Raw genomic sequence first — 24,769 nt, 5'->3', positions numbered from 1 at the left:
TGTGACGCCCCGATGACAGTGCAATGCTGGGCAGCCTGACTACATCAAGGGGCATTCGCACGGGAAGCTCTGGGGCTAAACTCTCAGAGGCCGGATGGCTGTAATCGCCTTGACTGCGGGTATTCAACTTCCCGGAGGTGGCTAACCGCTACTGGCCGGCAAGCGACCGCTCGCCGGCTATGGCGGTATCACACTTCAGTTTGCTCTGCCATTTCGAGCGCGTCGTCTACCTCAATGCCAAGGTATCGGACTGTACTTTCAGAGAGCAGCAGCGCAGTTCTTGAAGGCCGAAGTAGAATCGACTTCAGCCATTCGCCCGCCTAGACGCGGATGACCGTAACTGGCCGATCTCGGCCGTCCGCCTGCCTTGACATCCACCCTGCTGATCCGTCGTTCGGGGCCCGCGGAAAGGGCCTATTCTCTTGTCAGCCAGGCTCGAAAAATGGAGCCTCGCGGGCTCCATTCGTTCAGCAGGTCGGTACGCCTTACAGGGCGGCTGCGTCCTTCAGCTTCTTCATTGGGCGAACCTTGACCTTGACTGTGGCCGGCTTGGCGGCGAACCATTGATCCTCGCCGGTGAACGGGTTCTTGCCGAAACGCTTCTTCGTGGCAGGAACCTGGGTGGCCACGACCTTGAGCAGGCCAGGGAGCGTGAACTCGCCCGCGCCCTTCTTGTGCACCGCGCTCAGGACCGTGTTTTCCAGATGGGCCAGCACGGTCTTGACGGTCTTGGCGTCCAGTTCGGTCTGGGCGACCAGGTGGGCCAGCAAGCTCGCCTTGGTGAAGGTTTCCTTCAGCGGCTTCGCCATCGGTGCAGCCGCAGCGGCCTTCTTAGCCGGTGCTACTGCCTTCTTGGCCGGCGCTGCCTTTTTGGCGGCAGGCTTGGCCGGGGTCTTTACGACAGCTTTCGCTTTGGTTGCCATGGATTTCTTTGTCTGGTTACTCGTTGATATTTCGCCGTAGAGGCGTTCGCGAGAATAGCAAACTCTATGCGGTTTGTGGGACTTGGGGACACCAACACTTACAACTGAGCGTCAATGGTGGCCCTGATCCGGTCGCAGGTGCGCGTGCTGGCCAGCCCAAGCAGCTTGCCGACTTCATCGCGGTTGCGCCCGGCAAGTAGCAGCCACCGGCAGTAGGTGTTGCGCAGCACCCGCGGGCTCATGTCTTGCGCTTCGAAGTCGATCGCGAGGAGCGCCGCTCGCACGATCTTGCCAAGGCTCATATCCGTGATCGGCTTGCCGCTGGCCTGGGGTGAGAACACGAGGTCGCCAACGACCGGAAGGGTCTGCCGGCGAACGCACCACTCGGTCAGGATCGGCACCGCGAACGCGGCGAGGTGGATCGTGCGGGTATCACGCGCGCCGTGGGCTGGCACGCGCAGGTAGGGCGGGGCAGCATCGGGCTGCAGGTCCTCCCTGCGGGCCGTGCGGCCTTCCAATGCCGTGACGCCGGTGCCGACGAAGAGCGCCACGATGGCGCGGTTGCGCAAGGCCGCCGGATCATCCCCAGCGTGCGGCTGCACCCAAGCCTGCAGGCGGGCGTCCGCGTCCTCTGGCAGGTAGATGGGATCCGGCTCGGCCTTCGGCCACTGACCGTCGCGGACCAATTGACCGGCTGGATTGCTCTTGCGCACGCCGATGGCAACCAAGTGGCGACATAACCGGTCCAGCAGTTTCAGATAGCGCATGCGCGTGGCGGTACTGTAGCCGCTCGCGTCGGGCAACTGCCAGAAGGTATCGATATGGTCTGGACCGAAGGTGGCCACAGTGGTGTCGGCGTCGAGCAGATGACGCCGAAAGTGCTCGAACATGGCCTGATGCTGGATGATCGAGCGGGCCGCGAAAGGGCGCCGGTCCGCGCCGGCCGCCTCGCGGCGCTGCCAATCGGCGTAGGCGAGGGTGGGATTGGTGAGCCAGAGGGTGTCGACGGGTGTCATGACGGCATTTATATACTGAATTCCGCTTTCCGCGCACCCCTACCGCCTCTTCGAGGCGGACATAGCTTTCAGGTTAGCGGGGTGGAACCAGGCGGACGGATGCTCGCCGCCGTGTGGCTCTGGAGAAAAGGTCGCCGCCATGCTCATGCGCGATGCGGATGGCGCTTGAGGCGGGCATAGCGCGGATAGCTGGCGTCGAGCATCTCTTCTATCGCCTGCTGGCGATCTCCGTCCTCAGGGTCGGGGGGCACTCCAGCAGGTTTGTGTCTGCACAGAAACGCATGATTTCCAACAGCAACTCTTCGCGCCGCGGCGGCGGGAAATGCAGGCGCCTGGCTTTGGTCCAGGAGCGGTAGCCGGCATGGGTGAGGGCAAGCAGGGCGTCGGGAGTGCCATCGAGGTTGGCAGCGAGGGCCTTGGCTTCCAACTGCAGGGTGATGGTGATAGTCATTGGTTCGGCTGGTGGAGGTTCTTCAGGGCAATCCAACGGGAAACGATGTGCGCGCGGTTTCCCGTCCGCTCCTCGACGTCGGCTTCGACTGTCAGGCCACTGGGTCCTTGGAAAATGCTCCGGACGGTTGCCCAACGGGGCGCAATTCCGGGCAGGTTTCGGTAGGCGTGGATGACGCGCTCGCCCACCGTGAACGGCCCAGCGTGGCGGAAGTAGGGCACCCCGTTGGGAAAGCGCCCGATCTCTTCGGTTAGTTGGCAGGACAAGCCGTCCAGGTACTGGCCGAGCTGGGAGCGCTGCATCCCGATGCCGCCGCCGGTTTCCACGATCGCCGGCGCGGTGCCAGCACCAACCTTACGCGCCAATCGCTCCACGGCTGCGCGCATCACGCGACGGTAGTGCATGCCACCGGCGAGAAAGACCGTGCCGACCTGGTCGGGCCACGCCGCGCCGGCCATCGCCGTCGCCAGGTCCGAGAGCATGGTCTCCGCGCGGTCCGTGGTCATACGGGCATCGTAGGGGTAATCTCCGCGTCCGGCTGGATAAAGCCATGCTGCGCGGAGAGGATGATGACCTGGGGCTGCGCGTCGGCTCGCACGTGGGCGCGAAACGTTTCATACATGACGCCGCGATACAGGTCCATGGCGGGGGCAGGGCGGTCGAGCTTCGTGGCGGAGCAGGCCATCAGCACCAACGGGCGAGCCGGTGATCGTGCGGCGGATGCGCGAGCGATTTCGTCAAAGAGGTTAAGCTGGGTGGGGTGGGCCTGCATCGGAAGCGCCTTGGTGATGAACATACATCCAATCTACCGGGGCAGGCATGAAGTCAAGGCCGGCTCGTCGCGGCCAGTCAAATGCCCCGTCCGGCGCGCTTGGCGTTGCGTGCACCTACAAGCGAGGCCTCGCTGCGCATGGCCAACTCGGGGATTGGCACGTGCATCTTGTGTCGTGCGGTCTCGCGTATCGCGCTTATGCCGACGGTTACGTGGCACAAGCAGTCCATCCCCAGTTGAACCGTATCGTAGTGAATCACCAGGCCGCCCCAGCGGCACTGAAGAAGCGCTCAAACTCCGTCGAGATCAAATCCTGCAGGACGGCGCCTGGGTCACCCACAGGCTCGTCCCCGTAGGCGAGGACGCTGAGAGCCAACGCGGGCGAGGCAGGCTGGCTAAAGGTTGGGGACCCGGCTGGCCAGGGAGACTCGACCACTCGGCGATGGCGACGTGGCGAGCAGTGGCAGGGAAGGGCAGCCGTGGCGTGGTAGGGCGGCGGCTGGCCTGAAGAGGTGGGGGCACTGGGGGCGTTGCGCTGCCTCCGTAATTGTCAGAACGTTGGACGTTCCCTCGTACCCGCCACCGCAGCGGCGATGCGCTCCTCTTCACGCGCTATCTCGAGTGTGTCGCGAAGGTTGAGGCGTAGCATCTCGATTCCGCCTACGTAACCGCCAAGGGCGCTTGTTGCACGTTCCTCTATCTCATCTGCCGACGTCAGTCCAGCTGCAACGAGTGCGCGAATGTCTTCGCGATCGTTATCAGCGAGTCGCGCGATTTTGCTGACAGCGAGATCCACGGGGAGAGCACGCGCACCTGTATCTGATCCAGGCCCAGGTCCACCGGTATAGAGTCTTCCTGGTAGTCCTCGTGCATTAGCGCAAACGTCGGATTGTAGTTGGTGTCCAGGTAGATGACCTGAGGCGTCCCATCTTCCAAGACCACGTCCACAAGCACGTCCTGAGGCAACAGCACCCGCCCAGCGAATTCGGCGTCAACGTCCGTCGTGACGCGGCTTGCCGTGTAGAGGTGCACCGCCATCCCACCAGCCAGGTAGACCGTCAGGGGTTGCCGAAGGGAAAGGCGCTGCTCAAGCTGTTTGAACAGCTCACGAAGGCCCTCGGCAAGTGCCGTGCGCGTGTAAAAGGAAACGTTGCCGGCCATTTCAGTGAGGCCGCAACTGCATAGTCAGCATGTCGCGCAGCCGAGGCAAGCCCGATACCCAGCCTTTCCGAACCACGTCAGCGCTGGACACCTTATCGGTCGGATACCGACGGAAGTATTGGTCGCTCGCATGCATCAAGCGAACGGATTCCACTGGCAAACGCGACTGCAGCACCATCGCGGCAAGACGAAAGACGTTGGCTTCTCGCTGATCGATGGCTACCGTGACGTCACCGCGCGACGCGGCCGCGCACCGGGCTAAGACGTTGCGCTCGTCGTCCCTGGCTGTCATGCTTTCGCTCCCAACTTACTGTTGCTGGCCAATTGCTAGCCGGTAGTCCAACTGTACCGTCCCCGGTGCCCCCAAGGCAATCTTGATTGGCTGCACGGAGCAATGCCTCGATACAAAGTGACCGTCACATCACATAATAAGGCTTATGTTAAATCGTTAACGTGTGAATTAACTGAGCCGTGGGCTATGATTTCAAGTAAGGCCGTCGAGTGCTGCTGGGGTCGGCTCGACTTAACCTGATATGGGGAGTCGACCCGATTGCGGTCGTCCGCAGCTCTCGGGCCGAGGAGCGCGTAGCAGCAAGTAGTCGACTGCCGTTCGCCGCTGCGCGATTGCAAGGCGGTAGTGCAACCGCATTTTGGCCGGACTAACATCCTCAATTGGCTTGGCCGCTTGGATCGGCCCCAATTTGTCGCGTTCCCCCAACGCTCGTTGTCAGCGAGCAGCTATGGTGCTTTCTAAACGAGAGTTTCAAGGCAAAATCGCAGTCCAATCCCCGATCCATGCCTGCCTTTATGTCTATTCGTCGTCTGGCGCAGATGCTCGCTACCATTTCGGTGCTATGTTCCGCCTTCGTCGGCACAGCGCGGGCGCAAGGGAACAATTGCGACTGCCAGGAAATCATTGGCGCCTGCTCAGCCTCTATCTCCGTTATTCCGACCGAGTCGACAATGGGTTCCTACGGCGCCGACCTGAACATCCAATCGACAACGCCAAATTGTGCAAAAGTGGACTATTACGTCGACGGCATGCCCTACTTCACAATTCTATCCCAAGGTAACCGTGGGTCTGATCGGGTATTTGGACCCAAGCCAATCACGCGCGCGAATGTATCTGACATTTCGTGCAAGGTCTGCCGCCCCGTCGGACGGCCTGCGCCTTCACGTGATAAAGATGCCGGCGCAGAAGTTCGAGACACAAATGAAGCTCCGGTGGATCTGACTGGGAGCTGGCGCTCGACCCAGACGTGCAGCTACGGATCTGGGGCCAGCACGATGACATTGAGCCAAAGTGACATGGATCGCGCCGCAATCTCCGGTAGGCTGTCCAACGCTACCATCGACTCGGGCACTATCCAAGGCAAGAGGATCACCATCGAGGCGAGCCATTGGCTAGGTAACAAAGTCCACATGGAGGGCACTGTGCTCAGTGCCACCCGAATGGCAGGGACTTACACGCAGTCGTCTCGCGCGGGCGTGTGCCAGTGGGATGCCATCAAGCAGTGATGCCCCTGGGATCCGTGAGCGGCAAACTTTCGATCGGCCGACTGGGAAACCGGCCGAGCCTATTGAGCAGCGGGGACTCTCAGCCCTGTCTCACAGCCCGCTCCTCGCGCGCTCGACCCGCGCATCAAGCTAAGTCTGCAGCCGGCGGTAGGCATTGAAATGCCGGATTTCCGTTGCCAAGCGTTTCGTAAATTCTGGCTGCGTTGAAGTGAGCATCGGCAAAGTTCGGTGCAAGAGTGATGCATCGCTCGTAACTTGAGAGCGCCCCCTTGTTCTGCCCATGTCCTCCAGGGCGACACCAAGATTGAAGTGGAGCAGCCATTACGGGCGATCACCGACTGGCTCCATTACGCCGTGGTGGCGCCTATGCGCCGATCATCAAATGGCTTCTATACGGCGATTCGTGACAACTTTCTTGAGCCGTATGCTTGCGCTATCGCATTTGTACTGCACCATGGTTCGGAACGTGCTCCACCCGCATCCAGCACCGATTTTGCGCGAGGGAGTCTGCGCGAGGGCGGAAGCGTTCACATTGCCCACGAAGATGGCGCGGCACCTTCGTACCAGCGCGGTTGAATACTTGTGCAGCAAATCCTTCCTGAGCTATGGGGCGGCGACCTGCTTCCCATCCGAGGTGGCGAAGAGTTCCTTGAGACCGAGGTCGATACCGACCTCGGTCCGGCCCGTCGGCGGACCTCGCCTCACGGCACTTGAACGGTGACGTTGAGATACCAGCGTCCACGGGCATCTTCACTGAAGTTTTACCGCCCGCGGCTCGTACCGAGACAGGCCGTAACTGTGCCACAGGGGCTCCAGCGGTCTCAGCCGACGGCGCTTGAGCGGTGATGAAACGTCTTCAAGCTCGCGACACTTGTGACCGACAGGTCAGGCTATTCTTCATCGCACCTCAACCCCATTGCGTTTGGCGAGCGCAACGCCTCTGCGACCGCGTCCCGGACCTGACGACGCGTACCCGCCTCGAGCAATGCTTCGCCGTAGCTCAAGCCATCAGCGACCTGGATGAATTGCTCGTCCGTGGGGGAGATTCCCAGCACCTGCTGCATGAGGGAGCCGACTTCGAAAAGTACGCGTCGGGCCTGTTCGATAGTGTCTGCGACTGCTGCCGTCTTGTCAGTAGATAATAGAAGCCCGACGGCCAATACAGTGTTGATGGCGGCCACGTCGTCCAGAGTCGTGTTGCCTCGGCGGAAGGCATCCAGCGCGAGGCGCGCCTTCAACTGGAACGTGATGAGCGCACCATCTCTAAAGCCATACGTTATGGGAAGGGCAGCTACCGCGTTGCCCTGCTTCTTGTAATATCTAGGCTGTCGCCTGGCCATTTTTTATGTTCGCAGAATAGACCTGACAAAAATTATGCACTTCTCGGGGGCATTCTGGAATGGGGAAAACGCTGTATCGGTATTCCAAGAGCGAGAAGAGGACCCGTGTGCAGCGCGCCATCGACCACCTTCGAGAGCACGGTCCGGCGACCAACGAGGAAATCGCCAAGGCGATGAGCCTCAAGCCAGGTGCACACCCCCGATCGTATCTGGCCGTCGCCATGAAGGATGGCCGCCTCGACACTCGAAACGGCCGCTACCACCTGGTCACAGACAAGCCAGCCGCAATGCAACCGCTGCAGGAGCCAGATCCTCCGTCGGTACCGGAAGCGATGTGCCAGCGAACGCCCTGCGTCTGCACCCGCTTGTCTACCCGCCCGGTAACCGGCATCGGAAAACATGTCGATCTCGTCCCCTTGCCGCAGTTCCTCGGCAGGGGCAGTGTCATGAACGTTTGCTGCGATACCGATGACCGCGTGAACGAGGCCCGAGTCCGCGTCCACGCCAATATGCGCCTTCCTTCCAAAGTACCACTTGGCACTCTTCTGGCTCGATTCGAACCACAGCTACCGCCGGCCTAGCCCCAATACTGTTCACTTCACAACCACTTTGGGGACGATTCGCTGATTCAGCGGCTCGGATCGCCGCCGGATTCGGAAATTCGACATCTTTCGTTTCACGCCGCGGGGATTGCGCTTGCCGCGGCTTTGCACCGCGCGGCCGCTGGCGAGTTCGCGCAGCAGACTTTGTTTCCAGCTTTGCCACTGCTCAGGGGAAATAGCCGCCGCCTCGGGCAGGCGTCGGTTGAGCACACGCACGGCATGAATAAAGGATAAGTCTTCGGGTCGCTGCCCGCTGTCCTGTGCAGCTTCATACATCAGTCGACGAATCGCCGCGTGCGTGAGCATTAGCGCATAGAACTCCTGACGTACCAGATCAGGCGTCTTGCTGCGCAGCACCTTCTTTCCATCGCACAGATGTGTCTTGATCTCGTCGAACATCTCCTCGATCTTCCAGCGCCGGTGGTACAGCGCCGCCATCTCGATGGCAGGTGCCACCGCCGGGTCCAGCAGATTGGTGATCAGGCGATACTGCGGCTCAGCGTCAGGCACGCCTTCCAGGCGATACTCGATGACCCGCACCCGCATGCCGTTGCGCTGGTGTCGTCGGTCGGTGTCGCTGGCATAGACGGTGCTCAGGTACGAACCATCTGCCAGCGGCACTTCGCACGGCAGTCGCACATTCGACTTCACGCGCCACAGCAGCTTCGCTCCGGTCGCTACCGCCTCGCGCCACATGTCATAGCCGTAGAACAGGCGATCGGCCAGCACCAGCATCTCGCTCGAGAACGCCGGAAACAGCTGCCGCGTGAGCGCCTGTTCGCTGTCCTCGCGTACCCCGCCCATCTGCACCTCACACAGCGCGTGCGTCGCACATTCGGCCAGCGCCACAAAGCGGATCTGCGGATACGCGCCTTCACCGCGCCCGCCCTGGGCATACCCGAACGCCTGCGCATTGACCTGTTCATCGGGCACATCCAGCGTCGAGCCATCCACGCTCATGACCCGATAGCCCGCATAGTCGCCGCCTGCAGTTCGTGGGCGTTGCGCTGCCTGTCTGGCGAACAGCTCGCGCATCACCTGCCAGCCCAGCCGTGTCCGCCCTTGCGAGATCGCCGCCTTGCTGACCTGCGCATCGCGCACCTGATCGCCGTAGATGCGCCGCAGCCCCTCGATCACCAGCCGAAACACTTCCTCATAGGCCACGCGCGGATACAGGCACATCGCCATCACGAAATACACCAGCACTTCCCGCGGCATATCCCGGCGCAGACGCGTCTGCACACCGCACTTCACGAGCGCCTCCTTGACCTGCCCCAGGGAGCAGTTCAGCGCCAAATACCCCACCGCCAGATGGTCCGCGAGCCTCGCACCGCCGGGCAGCGTTGCCTCCGTTCTTGCCATCCTTCAAGCTCTTCTTATTGTTGCAGAGGCTTGAAAGTTAACACAAATTCGAATTTGTTAACAGTATTGGGCCTAGCCCAGGAGATACAGGTATCCGGGCCGCATGCCGGTATCGGAAGGCAGCCTTGGCCGGCGCCCTCTTCGTGCTCAGAAGCGGAATTCGCAGGAACGAACTGCCTAGCAAGATGGGCTGTGGCTCCGGAGTCTGTTGCTGGCGCCGGCTTTGACCGTCTCTTACGGATCGCCCTTGCGAGACTGCGCCCGATTGCGGACCCAGCAAGACCGACACCTCTGAGCGGGCCCTTCCCGGCTTGCGCTTGCGCCCCGCTCGCCCACCCGGTGGTGGTGCGACGACCGAACCGATCACATCTACCCGCTCAGGCTATTTCCCGACATGCAGACCATCCACGACTGATTGCACGCCCTCCACTGCACGGGTAGTGTTCAGGATCGTCAACTTCTCCGAGTCGCTTTTCACTTTGCCATCGAGATGCACAACACCGTTCTCAGTCCTCACGCGAATTCCGGTGGACTTGCCCCTCTCGCGGTGAGGAGTTCAGCTTTTACCCTCGTCGTGATCGCGCCGTCGCTCAGTTTCGTCGTCGATTCCGCCGACGACGCGGGCGTCGCCATACCACCAGGGTCATCCATTGGCAATGTCCTATCGCTAGTTGCCTCAGGACGCCCCGGCGTTCCAGGGGGCTGTACAAAGGAGGAACGTCAGTTGCGGCCACTACCGTGCCCACGTCCTCCAGCGCAGCGGCATCATCCGAAGCGGCAAGCAATCCGATAATGCAGGCAAGACATAACTTCTGGACTGGTTTCATCGCTGTCTCCTATTTGTACTACTGCAGGCCGCATGGCATGCCGCCAGCTCACTTCGCGGCACTGTGCTGCCGCTGTGACTCCGTCTAAGAGACGACCATTCGGCAAGCACTCGAGTTCCTCGAAAGCTGGTCGCTATCGGAAAGAACATCTCCTACATCAGTAGGAAGCCGCCATGGACTCAACGCCGCACGCAAGGTACACGTGATCCCACACGTGGCGGGGTGGGACGTTGTCCATGAAGGTGCGAAGGATGAAAGAGCGCACTTCCTCACCCAAGTGCGCCAGCTCGGCATTAGCAAGCGAGGCGATACCTATCTCCGCACCGCACCCTGCTCCATACACGGCGCCAGATTAGTGGTCATCAAAGGTGCACGAACCGCCCGGCTCGACGAATTGCTCAAACGACGTCCCTTCAATGTCGTGGTGGCTGCGGTAGCCAACAAACTCGCCAGGACCATCTGGGCGGTATTGGCGAAGGACATGAGATACACGGCACCCGCCACCGCTTTATAGCCAGACGGGTGCCCCACAATGGCCTGAACTCACCTTTCTCAAGGAGCGCAAGCAATGATCGCATGATGGCTAACAGGTTGGACCGGGACGAGGAAAACCCGATAGGGAAAGTGAGCAGCCATGCTCGATAATCAGATGGTGGACCTCGTCAGCGAATTCCATATGGGCCAGCAGGCTGTACGGCCTGCACAAACAGGCCGGACATAAGCGTGCTGCCTTCACCTGTCGACCACCATGTCAATCAGCTTGCAGTCCGGGAGGCGTCCACATAAGTCTTTCCCTAAGTCGTCAGCCGTCCTCGCGATACCGGACAGCCTTGCGGCCGGCGGGCGCACGCGCGTACCCATAGATGAGAGCGCGAATGCGCGGATAGACCTCAGTGCGCCACCTAGTGCCGGAGAAGATGCCGTAGTGGCCGCAGCCACGAGCCGTCAGGTGATGCTTGTGGGAGGCTTCGATACCGGTACAGAGATCGTGCGCGGCTCGGGTCTGACCCGGGCCGCAGATGTCGTCGTGCTCACCTTCCACCGTGATCAGCGCACCGGCCCGGATATCGCCCGGGCGCACATGCTCGCCACGCACGCGCCAGGTGCCGCATGCCAGCCGGCATTCCTGAAAGACCACCCGCACCGTGTCCAGGTAGTATTCGGCAGCCATGTCGAGCACGGCATTGTATTCGTCATAGAAGCATCGATGCATCTGAGCCGCCTCGGTGTTGCCTGCGGCCACGTCTAAGTAATAGTTCAGGTGCGATCTCAGGTGGTGATCCGCTTTCATCGCCATGAAGGCCATGTGCTGACGGAAGCCCGGACAGACTCTGCGGCCCGCGCCAGGAAAGTGGGCCGGCACCGTGTCGATCATTTCTCGCTCAAACCAGTCGAGCGATTTGTTGACGGCTAGCTCGTCGACGGTCGTGGGCTCGCGCTGCACGTCGACCGGGCCACCGATCAGGGTGAGGCTCTTCGGTGTGGGCTCGCCACGGCTCGCCATTAGGGAAACCGCGCCGAGCACCGGCACGGTCGATTGGCATACCGAGACGATATGGAGGTCCGGTCCCAGGTAGTCGATGAACTCGCGCACGTAGGCGACATAGTCGTCGAGATGAAAGGCGCCCTCGGCGAGCGGGACTTGACGGCCATCGCGCCAGTCGGTGAGATAGACGTCGAAGTCTGGCAGCATGGCCCGCACCGTGTCGCGCAGCAGCGTGGCGTGGTGGCCGGAGAGCGGCGCGACGAGTAGGACGACCGGCTGGCTATGACACGTCGCGCGCTCAAAGTGGAGCAGGCGGCAAAACGCCTTGTCCAACACCACCGTTTCGGAGACCGCAACGCGATGGCCATTGATCAACGTTTGGGTCAGGCCGAATTGCGGTTTGGGATAGCGCTTCCATAGCCGCACCAGCAGTTGACACCCGGCAGCGAGATAGCGGGTAGGGATGGCTGACGGCGCGTTTTCGAAGGCTCCCAAGAAGCTGGCACTGGCCTGCAGCCAGGGAAGGAACGGCGCCCACGCAGCACTCTGCAGTTCATACAATTGATACAAGGCTGTACTCCACTTCAACCGCCATGATTCCAGCGTAGTGTGGGAAGGACCATGTTTTGAGTGGGCGGAGCCGCAATGTGTTTTCGGAACTTGCTGTTTCCGCTGTAGGAATAGCCCTACATTGGAAACCCGCGGATGAGGTCGGCTCAGGCCCCAGGGGGCGGGGCTGCGCGGACGGTCCCCGGAGTCCCGCATTCCCTCGTCAGGCCTGTGGTAAGGAGCAGGTCGAAGTTACGGTTGCGCAGCCTCTCCAGCACCTCCGAACCCTCGGCTATCTACGGGGTCACAGTGCCAACAAAGAGGTTCGTCTGGCGCACTTATTCACATGTAGCCTTCCGTCGGGGCGACATACAGCAACGGTACTTGCTCGCCCAGCCGTTTGCCGGCCGCGCGCGAGTTGCGCCGCTGGAGGCATCGAGCGAGCTCTAGCCAGCCCCCACGCGCGCTGGCCGGGTGGGGATTCCGGCAGGCGGATCCCCCGCATTTCATCTGAACGCCTGGCGTCCAACGCCAGGTACACTGCATTGTCAGCGCCCCAGCCGATTTGACCGTCCGCGACGCCAACATGTCTTCGAGCATTTGACGTAGTCCAAGCTGGAGCAGCAGATGCTCCTCGATCAGCAATGCGTTCATTGTTCCTATTCCCTTCGTCGCTCAACGTCGCACATCATCACCGCCAACTGTCTGCGGCGTCGCGTCGGTGCCAATTCCGTTCGAGCAGGGCAAGAATGCGCAAATGGCGACCACGGTAAGCGGGTCGCCAGCACCGGACTGTTCAGTAGAGTGACGCCAAAGTAATTCCCATTACCCTATTTGATGGGAATTACTTTGTCACAGTCACAGGAAGAGCCAGTCGCTGGCAGTCGCAAAGCGCGAAGGCCGGTCGAATCAGCGAGGATTTCAAGCGGCGGTTGGCAGCCGCTGTGTATGAGCCGGGCGTGTCGGTATCGACGGAAGCAAGTCGAACTGTTTATCCATCGCAGCGATGACAGCATCCAAGATGCGCAATATCTTCGGCAATGATCCGCGCAACATCAGGGGGTAACCCGTGGCCCACGCCGTCGTCGGGCCACCTCCCTGTTTCGCAGTTGTCATCTATGCTGCTATGAGCTTCCGACGGAGCAGGTCTTTAGGCAGCTTCTCACCAGCCATCAAGCGAGGAGCCGTGAGGCCCATGGCGAAGTTGTAAGGGCACGCCCCTATGGTCGTTCCGCCGCTGATGCATTAACTTTGCGATCCCTCGTTCTTAGTACCCTGGCCGCACAGTACAACCGAGTGGACTTTATCCGCCACACCTATTAGAACGGGTCAATGGAGACATCGATGCTGACACCTCATGAAGTGGCCGCGCTCATGCTGATCGAAGAAGCAGCACCCAACATCGCCGACCTCGACCGCGCGGCCATCGAAGCGCTCGTCGAGCGGCAACTGGTGCACCTAGAAAGCGTGGATTCGGGACACAAGCGCCCCAGCATCACGAGCCGCGGCAGTGATATGCTCAACACCCTGGCCAAAGCGCACTGACACAATCGCTGTTCGCGTAAGTAACAACTTATCGTTGCTTAGGACTATCGGACGCAATCCGATAGGCGTTTCCTGCTCGTTGGCCTATACGAGGGTCAAAGAACCAACGCAGGAGAACAAGAATATGTCCCCGTGCAATATCCACGTGGTCCGCATGGAGGCGGGCCGACGGGCTGTCGCGGTAGAAGGTGCGGACGAGGCACCGTCACAGCATGCGTGACGAAGCAATTGCCGCTGGCGTGGAGGGGCGAAGCAGAGCGGGGGCGAACTTGTCGTTCACGGTCATGACGGCCGGATCAGAAGACGAAGCCGCTTCAGCCACGAGGCCGAGGATCGCAGTGGATGATAAAGGTACACGGGCATCCAGCGCCGATACTGAACGGGATTCTTGATCTTGAGTCGCGCGCATCGCGCACGACGCTTGCCTCACGACGATGGGGACGACGTAGGAGATTGGCGGCTGCCTAGGCTCGCCTATTGGATAGCGCCCAGCGAGCATGCACCGGGTTGCCGCTTGATCGCATGGCGCCCTCTCTTAGCTCCTTCAGCAGGCAGCCGCACGACTTGGTTCTCCTGAGGTTGGAGGCCCGGATAGTCTTCAGCGCGCCACAATCGCATCGGCAGTCGCAGAAATAGGCATCACCCACCTTGTATTGGGGCCCCAGCGTTACTAGTCGCCCTACCCGTGTCCCTGCCTCGATCATCTTATTGTTGTGCATGGTATTTCCTGATGCCCAAGAGCTTCCACAGTACTGCATTGATTGGCATGTAGGAAAGCCCGACCCCAACGTTGTACGGCTGCCACAGCTCGCTGTCGGAGAGGTCATACCAAGCGGCCCGAGCGTCCCGAGCCCCGTGCCGAGAAACAATAGGAACCATTGACGAGACGCCACCGGGCCCAGTTACACCTTAGTCAACGGCGGACCAGGGGTAGCGACATGGCCACTCGCACAAATGCCGCGCTTGAGACAGTCGACAGCTAACTACACATACCGAATACGTAGCAGCCGGGTTGCGATTCGTGCTGGTCTGGCGCGCAGGGTAATGCGTTTGGTTCGATGAGGGGGATGGGTGCATCAAGGCGACCGGGCGGCGATGCGAAAAAATAGACGGCAGCGAGCTTGCCACCAGCCGTCTCTCGCAAAGCCGTATGGGAGGCATTCCATTCGGTTTCCCAAATATGCCGCATGAGCTATTGTCGGCCATCCGCCGTCGGCCGGGTCTAGTTTCCGGTCGATCGCGCTAGTCGCGACCGTTCAGGCGGCGCACGGAGCCACCGAGACGGTGGAGAGGTCAGACGTGGTGCGCGAAGTTTGCGAGAGTTGGGCGGGGGCAGGAGCGCAGCGACGCTTGTCGATCACGCATTCTATGCTGGTTGCCTGCACGTCTTCCAAGAAGGCGACCATGTCACGATAGTAATCCACGTGCATCTGCGCATCGAGCAGGCGCCGTTCGGCCTGGAACAGGGTAAGGCGCATATTCTGTAGCTCCCTTGCCGCGATTTTTTCCGGGCTTGGCGGATTGACCAAGCTTGAAAAGAGACGCATGGCATTTTCTCCCCAGATTATTTTCTTCATTGCTTTGAAGCGGCATTTTGGCACGTGAACAATATTTGCTCGGCGATTAGCAAACAAGAAACACTAGCTCTGGCTAGGAGCCTCCTCGCGATTCTGAGGAATTCCGCGCGGTTGTCAAGGGACCCGCGAGGTCTAGCGTGGGGAGGCCATTTTAGAGGAGCGTAAACAAACGGCGAATTTCAAGCGCCTAATGCGTATCTTTTAGACGTGCGGAGCAGTCTTACGAATTCCGGTGCAAGTTCAGGGTAGTCCAACTAGTTCCCTATTTCTTTTGCGGGACCCCGTCCCAAAAAAGGCCATGTCCTTGATTTTCTTGAAAATGCAGTCTTACGATTTCCGGTTCCGCGCAGGGGTGGCACGCCCGCCGCATGGCGCGTGCATAGGCCAGCAGCAGCGTCGGGGCGCCATGCCGGGCTGCGCCGAGGGTGACCGCGACCAGCAGCCTGCGGTCACACAGCCGCCTGCGTGCAGACGAAGCGCGGCTCTTGAAACTGCTCTCGCAACGGGCGGCGGCGCAATAGCCCAACGGGCCGCGTTATCGCATGGCCCGCCGGACGCCGCAGGGAAGGCTGCCGACGTAGCCGGGCAGCTTGCGTGCCTTGGCACTGTGAGCAAGCCGGAATCCGTGGGCAACCGCGACCGCGAAGTTGTGACGGGTGTCGAGCGCGGGCCGTCGATGTGGCGGCGGAAGAAGTCTGCCCAGCGGAAGTCCGGATACGCCTGCTTGACCTTGCGGTATCCGCCTGCCAACGGGCGGAAGAAGTCTGCCCAGCGGAAGTCCGGATACGCCTGCTTGACCTTGCGGTATCCGCCTGCCAACTGCACAAAGGCCAGGCTGCGGTAGGGGTCGTCGCGCATGTGATGGACGGTATCCGGCAAGCTCGCTCAGGGGCCGGCGCTTGCCGTGCTCGTCATCGGGATAACCATTTGGTTGGCGACCATATAATGCCAGAAGGCGGCGTCATTTATCGTGCCAAGGTCTGCACGCACCCAGTGGTGGTGGTCTACCATGTAGAGCGCCTGCTCCGGCCCGATCACGAGGTGTACGCGGTGCCGGTCAAGGAAGGCCGCGGTAAGAGCGCCAGGATCCACGCAACACTGTTTCGAGGTATGGCGAGATGCCGACGCTTCGGTGGCTTGCCCTCTGGAGGAGGGGTTGAGACCGGCGTGATCGTCGCGACGGGCACGGCGCCCAACGTGTCGAGCTGGGCGCGGGCATCGGCATAGTGTTCGTAGAAGGCGGCCCACTTGCCGAAGCCGCCGAGTTTGCCGACGATGTGTAGCATGGCCAGATGCGAGGCAGTCAACAAGGCAACTTGTCGCTCGAGTGTGGCAATCCGCACGTCTCTATCCGAAGTGCCGGTGTCTGCCGTGCAGGGGGCCGGAGGCCGAGCGGCCGGCCTGGGCGCTCAATCAGGTGGACCCGGGGGTGGACATCTACACGAAGGGCCGGGCGGGGTTGGTGGAGGCTGCTATTGGCCGTAGCGCTCACACCACACCTTTCTCACATAGAGGGCGGATTGAGAGTGTAGCTACCTACCCTCAGATGTTTCGTGGATTGCGGCCGTACGTATTGCGCTCGCGAACGCGGCCATCCAGGCCATGGATCAGTAATTCGACCTGGTCACGGCTGGCTTTCACCTTGCCAGCGGCGATGGCTTCCTGCTGTGTGTCGTAAAAGACCACGCTTTGCTCAGTGCTCTCCACGTCAACGGCCCAACGCTTTCCCGTTGCGGGCATCACATGAATGTCTCCTTTCATGGCTGTCTCCTACAGTGGTTTGTCCCCAACTTCTAGCCTGATGGCCAGATGCCAGCTATCAGGTAGCGTCCGACAACACGAAGCAGGAAGGGGACGCAAGGTGGCCGGTATCACGGTAGCGGGCGATGATAGGCGGTAGCGCTTCAATGATGCGCGTGAGGAAGGTAGCCGGAGCCTTAGCCGTAGAAAAGCGGGTCCGCTTCCTGCGGTTCTATCTTGTTAAACACAACGTCTTAAATAATGCAGCATAGTCGTCGTAGTACCTCGTTTGGTCTCTTCCATTGCTGGAAGCAGGCGTCGACTGCCGAGAGAACTTCTACGAGGGTGGCGAAGTACCGGTTATGTAACCCCAGGCGCCGTGTCAGTTTCCATACGCGTTCGATAGGCGCCAGTTGCGGGCTGTATGGTGGCAGGAACAACAACGTCATGTGCCGCCTGTATTTGTGCAGTAACGGTTTGAGCAGAACGGCATGGTGGTACTTGGCGTTGTCCAGGACCACGACGATGCGCTTGCCGCGACGTCGATGGCGCAGTAGTTGGCGAAGAAAGGATGCAAACGTTTCTGCGTTGAAGACAGGGCATACCTGCCAGATGAAGCGACCCGTGCTCAGACTGACGGCGCCAAAACATGCCACCGACTTTCGCGTCGGCGCATGCATCAACACCGGATCGCGGATTTCCGGGGCCACCCACATGCGACAGCGCGATCCGTGTTGCTGGAAATGGCATTCGTCCAGGCTCCATAACTCAATGTCGTCGCGCTTTGCCAGTCGCCGCAGTTTTTTTACCGCCGCAACGCGAACAGGATCAGACTGGGCGACCTGCGGGCGCGGCTTGCGCAGCCGGAAACCCATCTGGCGAAACAGCCTCTGGCACTGCCGCACGCCCAGCTTGATGCCATAGCGCTGACGCAAGTGCTCCGATAGAACGGGCCCATCCCACAGGCCCGCTTCAAATCCGAAGTCGCGTGGTGTCTTGCGCAGATCCGCCTCGATGCGACGCCATTGCGAGTCATTCAACGCACGCGGGCGACCGGGCCGTTCACCTTCCCGCAATCCGTCGAAACCGCCCCGCTCGAAACGTCGGACCCATCGCTGAACTGTCGTGGCCGCTTGACCGAACATCTGGCCCACTTCAGTGCACGAGTAACCGATGCTGACCAGCAGCACCCCGTGCAGGCGGTGGTCATACCGCGACTCCTCGCTTCGCTCGATCTCCTGTCGAATCGCCAACTGCATGATCTGTGCGTCTGCAATCTCGAGTCTGCGCATGGCTGCCTCTCCATTAGAGTAACCACGCAATCATACATGCTGCAATACTTATGTCGTCATGTTTAGCAACGAAATCACGAACAGGAGAGGGCGATGGACTCGCACTTCGCAAAGGGACCGTTTGCCCACGGGGGGACATTCCTCGGCGCGACCGTGAAGACGGAGGACGCCGCATGTGAGCCCTGCGTTTCTGACCTGGTGGCGCTGCGTAGTAGTAGAGACTTGGCAGTAGAGCTCAACGTGACGATCAGGGCTATCGCGAGGGACGGCATCATGCGAGGGACCGTCTTCGCGATGCGGCGGCGCGCGGAATCGCTGAGGCTATTTGACGGAATTGCGATCGGTGATGAAGTGGAGATTGAACTATGCGAGATCGTGGCACTGGTGAAGTGCAGGTCTGCGTAGGCTTGTGCGTCCTGAGCGTGGAAGCGTTAGGTCCCGCACCTGCCGGGCGCGGGCATGATTCGAATGTAGGTCGACCAGTTCCAAGTCACAAGGCGACACTGGACTTGTCATCTTCACTCGGGGCGCAGTCGCAGGGGCGCGTGTCCACGGAGATATGCAATCAGCAGGAGACAGGGATGAAATCAATTCAAAAGATGTGCCTTGCTAGTGTTGTCGGACTGCTTGCCGCTCTGGGTAATGCTGCTGCCTGGGAGGATGTGAACGGAGTGCTGGCCGCAACGGATGGCGCGCCGCCGATCAGCCGCCCACAGGAAACCCCGGTGCCGCCTGAAGTACCAAGCGATAGGGCAAGATTAACCGACAGTGCGATCACGATGAAGGTGAGAGCTCAGCTTCTTGCCGCCGGGCTTCGATCGGCCCGGATTCGGGTGAGTACCCAAAACGGCATTGTGCACCTCGACGGCAATGTGCCAAGCGACTCAGACAAGCTGACGGCCTTGAACGCCGTCCGTGCAGTGGAGGGCGTGCAATCTGTGGTGGACGGCTTGGAGGTCGAGAAATAGTCTTCGCTGGTATCAGGGAACACCCTTCATAAGACAAGCGTTCCACCGACGCAGGGATGAGACGATGGGGCGAATTCGTCGGCAGGATCATGCGGACCTGCCTACGAGGGTAAGGCTGCTGGATACTCGCTACGGGTGTCTGCTTCGCACGCTGACGCGCTAACCCATGGCGTAGTGACCGAGCCGGTACCGACGCGGTTCGGCGACGCGGAGGGAGTTGGCCGGGGGCGGGCCAACTACTTGTGACGCCAAGATGCTTCGCACATTGCCCACACGGCAACGGCCACGACTGAGAGGAACAAGGTGTCCTTGTTCAGAGGGGCGTCTGTGAGACCGGCAGTTGTATCTGTGACGTACAGTCCAATGACAAGTAGAGACAAGGTGCCGGCAAGCCGCGCGAAAATCTGTGCTAGGAGTTGGCCTATGTCGGCCACCGCATTGGGGTTGGTTTCCATTTTCAAGCGGCGCGAACCAGAACGCATTGGCTTTCCGGCCGCGCCACCGAGGGAGCGGCGGTTGAATGTACCGGCGCAGGCCGCTCGCTTCCTCGATGACTAAGTTGACGCCATGGCGGGTCGCTATGGTGTTTCCGAGGCTCAGTGCTTCGTCGTGCCTTTCGAATTCGAGAATTGCGATGGCTTCGCCCCAAACTTTCAGGACCCAGCCGGCACGAACAGCACAAATGATCAAGTCTCTTCGCATCTCAGTTCCTCGCTTGGGAGATACTTGAAGCGTAGGAGAGGCAGGTGATAATTGGCATAGGGCACCGTCCTACCTAGGGAACTGCACCTTTGACTTGTCTTTGGCTTTCCCGTCCCAAATCTACCCCCACGCGAGTACTGGCAGTCTCTGATCCCTGTTGAAAGAAAAATGTCCCGCCGATTCTTTGTGGACCGACGGGGCGAAGGGGGAGATCAGAGTGCCCTGCACATCAAAGACCAATGACTGGGGGATCACTCCCGGCACGTGATGGTCTTGACGATTAGTGCGCGGTGCATGATGAGTTGCTTGAGGCTGTCTCGCATGTCGGCTATGAGCTTCTCGGCGCTTTCGCTATCTATGCCGTCTTTCTTCAAGTGCGCAATGCGCGGTTCCTGTGCCTCAATGCGTTTCCCTGAGCGCTCGATGGCCCTATCCGTTTCATCCAGGTCTTCTAGCTCTTCCTAAGTTGCGGGTGTCTTCGACCCCTGATTGCATGATGGGCTCCATTCTGATGCCGGTGCTGATGCCTCGGTTTTAGGTCAGGAATGAAGGCGTCGCTATGGGAGTGCGTCCTACAACCGGCAGAGATTGCCTGGCCGGACCGGTGCGGCGCATTGGTGCGTTTCAACAGACGAAGCTCGGGTGGGCACCGAACCCAACCAGTTTAGACCGATCAATGAGCGTGCCGGCGCGCCAAGTCCCCGGAAACGCTTGTGATTGCGTGCACTATGGCTTCGCGGGATTTTGCCCCATCGCGACGAGGATCTGGCCATCAGGCTCTGCCATTGCGATCATGAGTCGCACGAGGCCATCACCAGAGCGGAAGTCGTCGATGGCATCCTCAACGCTTCGTTCCAGGTCACCAGCCAGGCCAAATTCGTCGACATCCCCGGCGGACCAGTCCATGTCCCCGCACCGCTTGGGCGGCCAATCAGGAGCCGCGCCTTCGTGGGGATGGTATCGGGGATGTCGAATGTGTGTAGGTAGGCTGGGCAGGGTGACGCAAGACGGAGCGCACTGTCCGCCTACTTAACTCACTTGGCGCGAGGCGTTGCGTAGGGCGTAACGAGTTCAAAGCAATCAAAAAGCGCTGCAGACTTTTTTGCCTTCAAATCAATGGCATGAACTTCGATGCACTTGTACGCGCTTTCGCCCCTTTGAAGGTAGAACGTTTCGGTTGATACCCCATTTGGAGGCGAGTCGCTCGTAACCGCGGCAATGCTGTAACCACGCCCGACAAGCTCAGATAGCGACAACCCCACGCGCTGCCATTGGCTGTCAGGCGCTTGAACTGCTTGGGCGGATAGCGCGGCTGTAGCGAGGAAAAAGGAAGCGATACGGAGGGCTTTCATTGAGAAGTCGCAGTTGTTTCGCACCGGGGATGCGGTCATGGCGCCTTTCATCGCGGCGCGAGCGGCGCCGCCTCAGTCCCCATCATATCCGCTGGAAACGGCCGCATAAAGCTGTGCGTCGGCTATGAGGTAAGGCTGCAGGCGGCCGTAGCCGCCTGCCAGTAGCAATTACTGGAACAGCGTCAGGTCGACGCCGTCCGGCGCGAGCTTGAGTTATCGCAGGTTAGCGCGACAGTACCTTCAGTTGGTCGTTCACCGAACTGACGCCTTCCACGCTACGTGTGGCATCCACCGCGAGCTGATGCTGCTCCTTCGTGGGCACCGAGCCGCTCAGGTTGACCGTGCCGTTCTTCGTCTTCACATGAATGCCCGTGGACTTGAGGTCCTTAGTTGCCAGCAGCTTGGTCTTGACCTTGGTCGTGATGGTGCTGTCGTCGACCACCTGCTCTGCCTTGTCCGCGCTCATGGCGTTGGCGGCGGCAGGCCGCTGCTCGCGGTCGCCCTCTGCGCGGCCCGGCGTGCCAGGCGCGGAGTTCATCGGCGCCGCTTGGGTGGTGGTGGTGTCGGCGGCAATGCGCATGAAGCCGCCGCTATCGAGCGCGAACGCGCCGCCGGCTACAGCTGCCAGGGCGGCAGCGAGGCAAGTCCTACGCAAGGTATGTGAAGTGCTTTTCATTGCTCGCTCCTAAAAATTGAAAAGGTGATCATGCAGTTCATCCTGGCCAGCCATACAACAATGTGGCTCGCGAGCGATGCACGGCATCGCGGCAGAACCGCTGGTTCTCATGAATCGCAAAGACCATACCTGCCGCAGTCATGCAAAGCTGGAGTGAACCGCGGTCCATACCGCAGGAGCTTTCCTCCGCAACGCGTGTAATTTGGCGCGGGGATTTGTAATTCCGACCACCACGCGACCCGGAGCAACCAGAGCAAGCGACACTTCCGCCCGTACCCATGCGCGATAGCGGGCGGGACCCGTAATGTGGCAGTTCGCCGCGTCATCGCTTTTGGAGCCAACAATGGGACAGCAGCAACAGCCTGGCACACAATCGGGCAAGACGAACGCGGCGGTAGCCGGGTGGGCGGCGGATCCTGTCGCCCGGCATCTCCTGCCTCCATCCGCTTGCGTGATGCGCAATCGCGGGTAGGTATGTTGCCGTGACCTGAAGCGATTGTGGGTGCACTCTGGAAAGCCTTGCAAACAGAGGAACTTGGGCCGATTAACCCCAATGATCGCTGTCACGGCTGCTCTCGACGCTGCAGCTATGAGACGTGAGGCGGTCGAGCCGCCCCGTCCGCGGGGAAGCTGTCCACCTGGATCACTTTGTCAAGCGCGCGCAGGAAGGCGAGTGCCTTTGGAGCAGAAGAGGTGGCGGCGATTTCCGCAAGCGTTTTGAGCTGGCGAATTTCGCCGGCCAGGCGCTGGCTCTCCTTTTCGCCGAGTTCCTGCGCCAGCGCCAGCAAATCATGCAAATCGCGCAGGCCCCCTGCCCTTGGCATTCCGATATCCGGACACAGCCGCCGGATGACCCGCGGATCGCCGAGTGAATCAGCAATCGCAAGCTTTTCCGAATCGCGCAGGCGGTGGATTGGGCTGAGTCCCTGTAGCGCGATCTTGCCGGCTATCCTCAACACTGGATTGGATACGTTGTCATAAACTCCATGCAAGGCTTCGCTGGCGAGCCAGATCTGGTGCCGGATGGCGCCACGCACGATGGGATCGAGTTCGACCTCCGGTTGCCCGGCGTAGCGCCACAAGCAGGCGCATGCCATGTAAAGATGAGATAGTGCATCGCCCAGCCGCGACGACAGCAGTTCCAGCCGCTTCAGCTTGCCTCCGAGTACCCCCATGCAAATGTCGGTGGTGAAGGCGAACTTGGCGGCAAGCCGGGCAATCTTGCGCGCCTCGTGCTCGAATCGCGGTGGGACATTGCCCACCCGCGACGCATGGGCCAGACTGCCCCAGAAACAGTGCAACAAGTGACCGCCATGCCCGAGCACAGCGTCGCCGAGCGCAATGACGTTGCGTTGTTCGACTGCCTGGATTTCCTTCAGCGCATAGGGATGGCAGCGCACGGCGCCCTGACCGAAGATGATCAGCGCGTGCGTTAGGATATTGGCCCCTTCAACGGTGATGGAGATAGGCACATGACGGTAGGCGGTCGACAGCAGATTGGACGGGCCGGCGCAGATCGCTTTGCCGCCCAGAATGTCCATGCCATGGTTGATCGCGCGGCGGCCCGCTTCCGTCAGATGGTATTTCAGGATGGCGCTGGCGACGCTGGGCTGTTCGCCTTGATCGAGCGTGCTGGTCGTTAGCCGCCGCGCAGAATCGGTGGCATACAGATCAATGGCCATTTCCGCCAATGGTGCGGCGATGCTGGGAAAGCGCTGAATTGGCAGACCGAACTGATTGCGCAGCCGAGCATAGCCGTTGGCGACATACAGCGAGGTTTGCTGCAACGCGGCGCCGACCGCAGGCAGCGATATCCCCCGGCCGGCAGCCAGGCACTCCATCAACATGCGCCAGCCCCTGCCAATGTTGTTACTGCCGCCGATGACCCAGTCAAGTGGAATGAACATATCTTCCCCCTGCACCGGGCCATTCATGAACGCACTGTTCATCGGCCTATGGCGTGCCCCAATATGCAGACCCGGATGCGGCACCGGGATCAGCGCGCAAGTAATGCCCAATTGCTGCGTGCCAGCGGGCCGGGTCGGGTCGACGGCGTTGAAAGCAAGGCCGACCACCGTAGCTACCGGCGCCAGCGTGATGTAGCGCTTGGAAAAGGTCAGCGCAAAGCCCTCGGTCATAGCGCCGTTCCATTCGCGCTGCGTCAACACCCCGATATCTGGAATTGCGGCGGCGTCCGAGCCGGCATACGGAGAGGTCAGTGCAAAGCATGGCAGATCCTCGCAACGTGCCAGGCGCGGCAGGTAGTGGTCCTTCTGTGCCTCGGTACCGTAATGCACCAGCAGCTCGGACGGGCCGAGCGAGTTCGGCACCATGACAGTCACCGCTGCAGCGATGTTGACACTGGCGATGCGCGTCACGACCGCGGCATGAGCGGTATGGCCGAACTCGAGTCCGCCATAGGCGCGTGGAATGATCATGCCGAAGAATCGATGTTTTCGCAGATAGTGCCAGACTTCCGCCGGCAGATCGTGCGCCTCGTCAATCGCGAAGTCGTCGAGCATCCCGCACAACTCCGGTACGCGCTGTGCGAGAAAGGCCTGCTCCTCCTCAGTCAATTGCTCGGCCGGAATCGCTGCAAGCCTTGCGAAATCGACCTTGCCTTCAAAGAAGCAGCCTTCAAAGCCGACCGTTCCGGACTCCAGTGCGGCGCGTTCCGTCTCGCCGATCTTCGGCAGGGCATCGGTGAACGCAGGCATCAGGAGCCTTCCGAGCAGGGATGACAGCATCTAGCTCCACCAGGTTCGAGTATTAGTGCGAACAGCTTGCGCCGGCCAGCATCCTAACGTGCGCCTGCCCGAAGGTGTTGAGGCGACGCGAGCAACGGCACTGATAGCGAAAAGAGCCCGACCGCCGCACAGTGAATTGTGCCAGGGTTCCGCAGCCGGAGAG

General features: G+C 60.6%; 24 protein-coding genes and 6 pseudogenes. 7 read left to right on the top strand and 23 right to left on the bottom strand.

What is annotated here, in order from left to right; genetic code table 11:
- Positions 1–188: 188 nt before the first annotated feature.
- From OMK73_RS05750 to OMK73_RS05715, 8 genes and pseudogenes are all read right to left on the bottom strand, one after another.
- Positions 189–260: pseudogene (locus tag OMK73_RS05750) on the bottom strand (integrase); the annotation flags it as partial.
- 225 nt (positions 261–485) lie between these two features.
- The gene (locus tag OMK73_RS05745) at positions 486–923 is read right to left on the bottom strand and encodes an HU family DNA-binding protein (protein ID WP_267601138.1); all 438 of its coding nucleotides are present in this window, start codon (positions 921–923) and stop codon (positions 486–488) included.
- Positions 924–1,021: 98 nt separating this feature from the next.
- Positions 1,022–1,939, bottom strand: coding sequence for a tyrosine-type recombinase/integrase (locus tag OMK73_RS05740; RefSeq protein ID WP_267601137.1), 918 nt, complete (start codon positions 1,937–1,939; stop codon positions 1,022–1,024).
- 208 nt (positions 1,940–2,147) lie between these two features.
- Positions 2,148–2,390, bottom strand: coding sequence for a hypothetical protein (locus OMK73_RS05735; protein WP_267601136.1), 243 nt, complete (start codon positions 2,388–2,390; stop codon positions 2,148–2,150).
- Positions 2,387–2,896 (bottom strand): hypothetical protein, encoded by a 510-nt coding sequence (locus OMK73_RS05730; RefSeq protein WP_267601135.1) that lies wholly within the window; start codon positions 2,894–2,896, stop codon positions 2,387–2,389. Before OMK73_RS05730 ends, OMK73_RS05735 begins: the two co-directional genes overlap by 4 nt.
- Positions 2,893–3,186: a DUF6884 domain-containing protein gene (locus OMK73_RS05725; RefSeq protein ID WP_267601134.1), complete on the bottom strand. Its 294-nt coding sequence runs from the start codon at positions 3,184–3,186 to the stop codon at positions 2,893–2,895. The genes OMK73_RS05730 and OMK73_RS05725 overlap by 4 nt, the downstream gene beginning before the upstream one ends.
- A 690-nt stretch (positions 3,187–3,876) precedes the next feature.
- Positions 3,877–4,323, bottom strand: a complete 447-nt coding sequence (locus OMK73_RS05720) for a hypothetical protein (RefSeq protein WP_267601133.1) — start codon at positions 4,321–4,323, stop codon at positions 3,877–3,879.
- Between the two features lies 1 nt (position 4,324).
- The gene (locus OMK73_RS05715) at positions 4,325–4,615 is read right to left on the bottom strand and encodes a hypothetical protein (protein WP_006163268.1); all 291 of its coding nucleotides are present in this window, start codon (positions 4,613–4,615) and stop codon (positions 4,325–4,327) included.
- A gap of 515 nt (positions 4,616–5,130) precedes the next feature.
- On the opposite strand from OMK73_RS05715, the gene OMK73_RS05710 reads away from it, so the two are divergent.
- Positions 5,131–5,841 carry a hypothetical protein gene (locus OMK73_RS05710; RefSeq protein WP_267601132.1) on the top strand — a complete coding sequence of 237 codons (711 nt, stop codon included), beginning with the start codon at positions 5,131–5,133 and terminating at the stop codon, positions 5,839–5,841.
- 890 nt (positions 5,842–6,731) lie between these two features.
- Here OMK73_RS05710 and OMK73_RS05700 read toward each other — a convergent pair.
- The 3 genes and pseudogenes from OMK73_RS05700 to OMK73_RS05690 form a co-directional block, all read right to left on the bottom strand.
- Positions 6,732–7,079 (bottom strand): hypothetical protein, encoded by a 348-nt coding sequence (locus tag OMK73_RS05700; protein ID WP_267601131.1) that lies wholly within the window; start codon positions 7,077–7,079, stop codon positions 6,732–6,734.
- A gap of 430 nt (positions 7,080–7,509) precedes the next feature.
- A pseudogene (locus OMK73_RS05695) lies at positions 7,510–7,717 on the bottom strand (transposase); the annotation flags it as partial.
- 234 nt (positions 7,718–7,951) lie between these two features.
- Positions 7,952–9,145, bottom strand: a pseudogene (locus OMK73_RS05690) (IS4 family transposase); the annotation flags it as partial.
- A gap of 76 nt (positions 9,146–9,221) precedes the next feature.
- On the opposite strand from OMK73_RS05690, the pseudogene OMK73_RS05685 reads away from it, so the two are divergent.
- A pseudogene (locus tag OMK73_RS05685) lies at positions 9,222–9,369 on the top strand (IS5/IS1182 family transposase); the annotation flags it as partial.
- Between the two features lie 158 nt (positions 9,370–9,527).
- Here OMK73_RS05685 and OMK73_RS38860 read toward each other — a convergent pair.
- Positions 9,528–9,668: a BON domain-containing protein gene (locus OMK73_RS38860; protein ID WP_420715480.1), complete on the bottom strand. Its 141-nt coding sequence runs from the start codon at positions 9,666–9,668 to the stop codon at positions 9,528–9,530.
- 578 nt (positions 9,669–10,246) lie between these two features.
- On the opposite strand from OMK73_RS38860, the pseudogene OMK73_RS05680 reads away from it, so the two are divergent.
- A pseudogene (locus tag OMK73_RS05680) lies at positions 10,247–10,486 on the top strand (IS110 family transposase); the annotation flags it as partial.
- Between the two features lie 288 nt (positions 10,487–10,774).
- On the opposite strand, the gene OMK73_RS05675 reads toward OMK73_RS05680, so the two are convergent.
- Together OMK73_RS05675 and OMK73_RS05670 are read right to left on the bottom strand one after the other, a co-directional pair.
- On the bottom strand, positions 10,775–12,028 hold the full coding sequence (locus tag OMK73_RS05675; RefSeq protein ID WP_267601129.1) for a polyhydroxyalkanoate depolymerase: 1,254 nt from the start codon (positions 12,026–12,028) through the stop codon (positions 10,775–10,777).
- A gap of 321 nt (positions 12,029–12,349) precedes the next feature.
- On the bottom strand, positions 12,350–12,661 hold the full coding sequence (locus tag OMK73_RS05670) for a hypothetical protein (protein ID WP_267601128.1): 312 nt from the start codon (positions 12,659–12,661) through the stop codon (positions 12,350–12,352).
- 690 nt (positions 12,662–13,351) lie between these two features.
- On the opposite strand from OMK73_RS05670, the gene OMK73_RS05665 reads away from it, so the two are divergent.
- Complete coding sequence (locus tag OMK73_RS05665) at positions 13,352–13,552, top strand: hypothetical protein (protein WP_267601127.1); 201 nt, start codon at positions 13,352–13,354, stop codon at positions 13,550–13,552.
- Positions 13,553–14,808: 1,256 nt separating this feature from the next.
- Here OMK73_RS05665 and OMK73_RS05660 read toward each other — a convergent pair.
- The 5 genes and pseudogenes from OMK73_RS05660 to OMK73_RS05640 all read right to left on the bottom strand — a co-directional run bounded on the left by OMK73_RS05660 (position 14,809) and on the right by OMK73_RS05640 (position 18,161).
- Positions 14,809–15,129 (bottom strand): hypothetical protein, encoded by a 321-nt coding sequence (locus tag OMK73_RS05660; protein WP_420715465.1) that lies wholly within the window; start codon positions 15,127–15,129, stop codon positions 14,809–14,811.
- Between the two features lie 327 nt (positions 15,130–15,456).
- A pseudogene (locus tag OMK73_RS05655) lies at positions 15,457–16,140 on the bottom strand (ParB-like protein).
- A gap of 23 nt (positions 16,141–16,163) precedes the next feature.
- A complete protein-coding gene (locus OMK73_RS05650) occupies positions 16,164–16,472 on the bottom strand; it encodes a hypothetical protein (RefSeq protein WP_267601126.1) in 309 nt (102 codons plus the stop codon).
- Between the two features lie 199 nt (positions 16,473–16,671).
- Positions 16,672–16,890 (bottom strand): DUF2188 domain-containing protein, encoded by a 219-nt coding sequence (locus OMK73_RS05645; RefSeq protein ID WP_267601125.1) that lies wholly within the window; start codon positions 16,888–16,890, stop codon positions 16,672–16,674.
- 233 nt (positions 16,891–17,123) lie between these two features.
- Positions 17,124–18,161 (bottom strand): IS630 family transposase, encoded by a 1,038-nt coding sequence (locus OMK73_RS05640; protein ID WP_267601124.1) that lies wholly within the window; start codon positions 18,159–18,161, stop codon positions 17,124–17,126.
- Between the two features lie 93 nt (positions 18,162–18,254).
- On the opposite strand from OMK73_RS05640, the gene OMK73_RS05635 reads away from it, so the two are divergent.
- From OMK73_RS05635 to OMK73_RS05625, 3 genes are all read left to right on the top strand, one after another.
- The gene (locus OMK73_RS05635) at positions 18,255–18,566 is read left to right on the top strand and encodes a hypothetical protein (protein WP_267601123.1); all 312 of its coding nucleotides are present in this window, start codon (positions 18,255–18,257) and stop codon (positions 18,564–18,566) included.
- A gap of 176 nt (positions 18,567–18,742) precedes the next feature.
- The gene (locus OMK73_RS05630) at positions 18,743–19,129 is read left to right on the top strand and encodes a BON domain-containing protein (protein WP_267601122.1); all 387 of its coding nucleotides are present in this window, start codon (positions 18,743–18,745) and stop codon (positions 19,127–19,129) included.
- A gap of 423 nt (positions 19,130–19,552) precedes the next feature.
- Complete coding sequence (locus OMK73_RS05625) at positions 19,553–19,687, top strand: hypothetical protein (protein WP_267601121.1); 135 nt, start codon at positions 19,553–19,555, stop codon at positions 19,685–19,687.
- Between the two features lie 870 nt (positions 19,688–20,557).
- On the opposite strand, the gene OMK73_RS05620 is transcribed toward OMK73_RS05625, so the two are convergent.
- The 4 genes from OMK73_RS05620 to OMK73_RS05605 form a co-directional block, all read right to left on the bottom strand.
- A complete protein-coding gene (locus tag OMK73_RS05620) occupies positions 20,558–20,737 on the bottom strand; it encodes a hypothetical protein (protein ID WP_267601120.1) in 180 nt (59 codons plus the stop codon).
- Positions 20,738–20,865: 128 nt separating this feature from the next.
- On the bottom strand, positions 20,866–21,222 hold the full coding sequence (locus tag OMK73_RS05615; RefSeq protein ID WP_267601119.1) for a hypothetical protein: 357 nt from the start codon (positions 21,220–21,222) through the stop codon (positions 20,866–20,868).
- Between the two features lie 184 nt (positions 21,223–21,406).
- Positions 21,407–21,859, bottom strand: a complete 453-nt coding sequence (locus OMK73_RS05610) for a BON domain-containing protein (protein ID WP_267601118.1) — start codon at positions 21,857–21,859, stop codon at positions 21,407–21,409.
- 587 nt (positions 21,860–22,446) lie between these two features.
- The gene (locus OMK73_RS05605; RefSeq protein ID WP_267601117.1) at positions 22,447–24,606 is read right to left on the bottom strand and encodes an acyl-CoA dehydrogenase; all 2,160 of its coding nucleotides are present in this window, start codon (positions 24,604–24,606) and stop codon (positions 22,447–22,449) included.
- Between the last annotated feature and the right edge of the window lie 163 nt (positions 24,607–24,769).

Source organism: Cupriavidus sp. D39, assembly GCF_026627925.1.
Lineage (GTDB): Bacteria > Pseudomonadota > Gammaproteobacteria > Burkholderiales > Burkholderiaceae > Cupriavidus > Cupriavidus ulmosensis.
Note: the sequence above shows the minus strand (reverse complement) of the source record. Positions and strands in the feature narration are given on the sequence as shown.

What these genes read in the sequence shown, in the direction of transcription:
- OMK73_RS05745 (WP_267601138.1), bottom strand. Translation starts at nt 923, where the DNA reads ATGGCAACCAAAGCGAAAGCTGTCGTAAAGACCCCGGCCAAGCCTGCC.
- OMK73_RS05740 (WP_267601137.1), bottom strand. Translation starts at nt 1,939, where the DNA reads ATGACACCCGTCGACACCCTCTGGCTCACCAATCCCACCCTCGCCTAC.
- OMK73_RS05735 (WP_267601136.1), bottom strand. Translation starts at nt 2,390, where the DNA reads ATGACTATCACCATCACCCTGCAGTTGGAAGCCAAGGCCCTCGCTGCC.
- OMK73_RS05730 (WP_267601135.1), bottom strand. Translation starts at nt 2,896, where the DNA reads ATGACCACGGACCGCGCGGAGACCATGCTCTCGGACCTGGCGACGGCG.
- OMK73_RS05725 (WP_267601134.1), bottom strand. Translation starts at nt 3,186, where the DNA reads ATGTTCATCACCAAGGCGCTTCCGATGCAGGCCCACCCCACCCAGCTT.
- OMK73_RS05720 (WP_267601133.1), bottom strand. Translation starts at nt 4,323, where the DNA reads ATGGCCGGCAACGTTTCCTTTTACACGCGCACGGCACTTGCCGAGGGC.
- OMK73_RS05715 (WP_006163268.1), bottom strand. Translation starts at nt 4,615, where the DNA reads ATGACAGCCAGGGACGACGAGCGCAACGTCTTAGCCCGGTGCGCGGCC.
- OMK73_RS05710 (WP_267601132.1), top strand. Translation starts at nt 5,131, where the DNA reads ATGTCTATTCGTCGTCTGGCGCAGATGCTCGCTACCATTTCGGTGCTA.
- OMK73_RS05670 (WP_267601128.1), bottom strand. Translation starts at nt 12,661, where the DNA reads ATGAACGCATTGCTGATCGAGGAGCATCTGCTGCTCCAGCTTGGACTA.
- OMK73_RS05665 (WP_267601127.1), top strand. Translation starts at nt 13,352, where the DNA reads ATGCTGACACCTCATGAAGTGGCCGCGCTCATGCTGATCGAAGAAGCA.
- OMK73_RS05660 (WP_420715465.1), bottom strand. Translation starts at nt 15,129, where the DNA reads ATGAAGAAAATAATCTGGGGAGAAAATGCCATGCGTCTCTTTTCAAGC.
- OMK73_RS05645 (WP_267601125.1), bottom strand. Translation starts at nt 16,890, where the DNA reads ATGAAAGGAGACATTCATGTGATGCCCGCAACGGGAAAGCGTTGGGCC.
- OMK73_RS05640 (WP_267601124.1), bottom strand. Translation starts at nt 18,161, where the DNA reads ATGCGCAGACTCGAGATTGCAGACGCACAGATCATGCAGTTGGCGATT.
- OMK73_RS05635 (WP_267601123.1), top strand. Translation starts at nt 18,255, where the DNA reads ATGGACTCGCACTTCGCAAAGGGACCGTTTGCCCACGGGGGGACATTC.
- OMK73_RS05630 (WP_267601122.1), top strand. Translation starts at nt 18,743, where the DNA reads ATGAAATCAATTCAAAAGATGTGCCTTGCTAGTGTTGTCGGACTGCTT.
- OMK73_RS05625 (WP_267601121.1), top strand. Translation starts at nt 19,553, where the DNA reads ATGTCGGCCACCGCATTGGGGTTGGTTTCCATTTTCAAGCGGCGCGAA.
- OMK73_RS05620 (WP_267601120.1), bottom strand. Translation starts at nt 20,737, where the DNA reads ATGGACTGGTCCGCCGGGGATGTCGACGAATTTGGCCTGGCTGGTGAC.
- OMK73_RS05615 (WP_267601119.1), bottom strand. Translation starts at nt 21,222, where the DNA reads ATGACCGCATCCCCGGTGCGAAACAACTGCGACTTCTCAATGAAAGCC.
- OMK73_RS05610 (WP_267601118.1), bottom strand. Translation starts at nt 21,859, where the DNA reads ATGAAAAGCACTTCACATACCTTGCGTAGGACTTGCCTCGCTGCCGCC.
- OMK73_RS05605 (WP_267601117.1), bottom strand. Translation starts at nt 24,606, where the DNA reads ATGCTGTCATCCCTGCTCGGAAGGCTCCTGATGCCTGCGTTCACCGAT.